The sequence below is a fragment of the Shewanella sp. SW24 genome, from assembly GCF_025653395.1.
Lineage (GTDB): Bacteria > Pseudomonadota > Gammaproteobacteria > Enterobacterales > Shewanellaceae > Shewanella > Shewanella oncorhynchi.
The window spans coordinates 1-587 of record NZ_JAKKSH010000087.1; the positions used below are offsets into that span (position 1 = coordinate 1).

1 tRNA gene is annotated in these 587 nt (G+C 41.1%); it reads left to right on the plus strand.

Annotated features, from left to right (window positions below):
* Positions 1-71: 71 nt before the first annotated feature.
* Positions 72-147: transfer RNA gene (locus L5M17_RS23050), tRNA-Ala, on the plus strand.
* The last annotated feature ends 440 nt before the right edge of the window (positions 148-587 follow it).

Sequence of the window (587 nt, forward strand, 5' to 3'; positions counted from 1 at the left end):
GATAACTCGATTTGGCAAACCAATCCTTTTAGAGGTTTGGAACATCTTACTTACTCGCACTGCATGTAAATGGGGCTATAGCTCAGCTGGGAGAGCGCCTGCCTTGCACGCAGGAGGTCTGCGGTTCGATCCCGCATAGCTCCACCATTTACACCTTATTCTGACTTTATTGCAAAGTAATAAGGCATATGCATTATTGATAGAGATGCCAAAGATAAACTTAAAAATTATCTTTGGCTTTTTTAAGCCCGCTCTTTAACAATTTGGAAAGCTGATAGTATTTAATTGCATGAGTCTGTCATGTGATTAATTACAAAACGTTTAATGCGCAAGCATTAAACATGAGTTCTCAAACACTTTATTAAGTGTCTTGAATATTCAATAGTAAATTATGCTTAGTGGCATAGTTTACGTCTAAGGCGCGTCCACTTCTTTGGTCAGAAGTGAGACAAGTAAAACCAAGCTGGTCGCAATGCGACGCAGATGAGTGAAACTCATTTGGGTTGTATGGTTAAGCGACTAAGCGTATACGGTGGATGCCTTGGCAGTCAGAGGCGATGAAGGACGTAGTAACTTGCGAAAAGCGT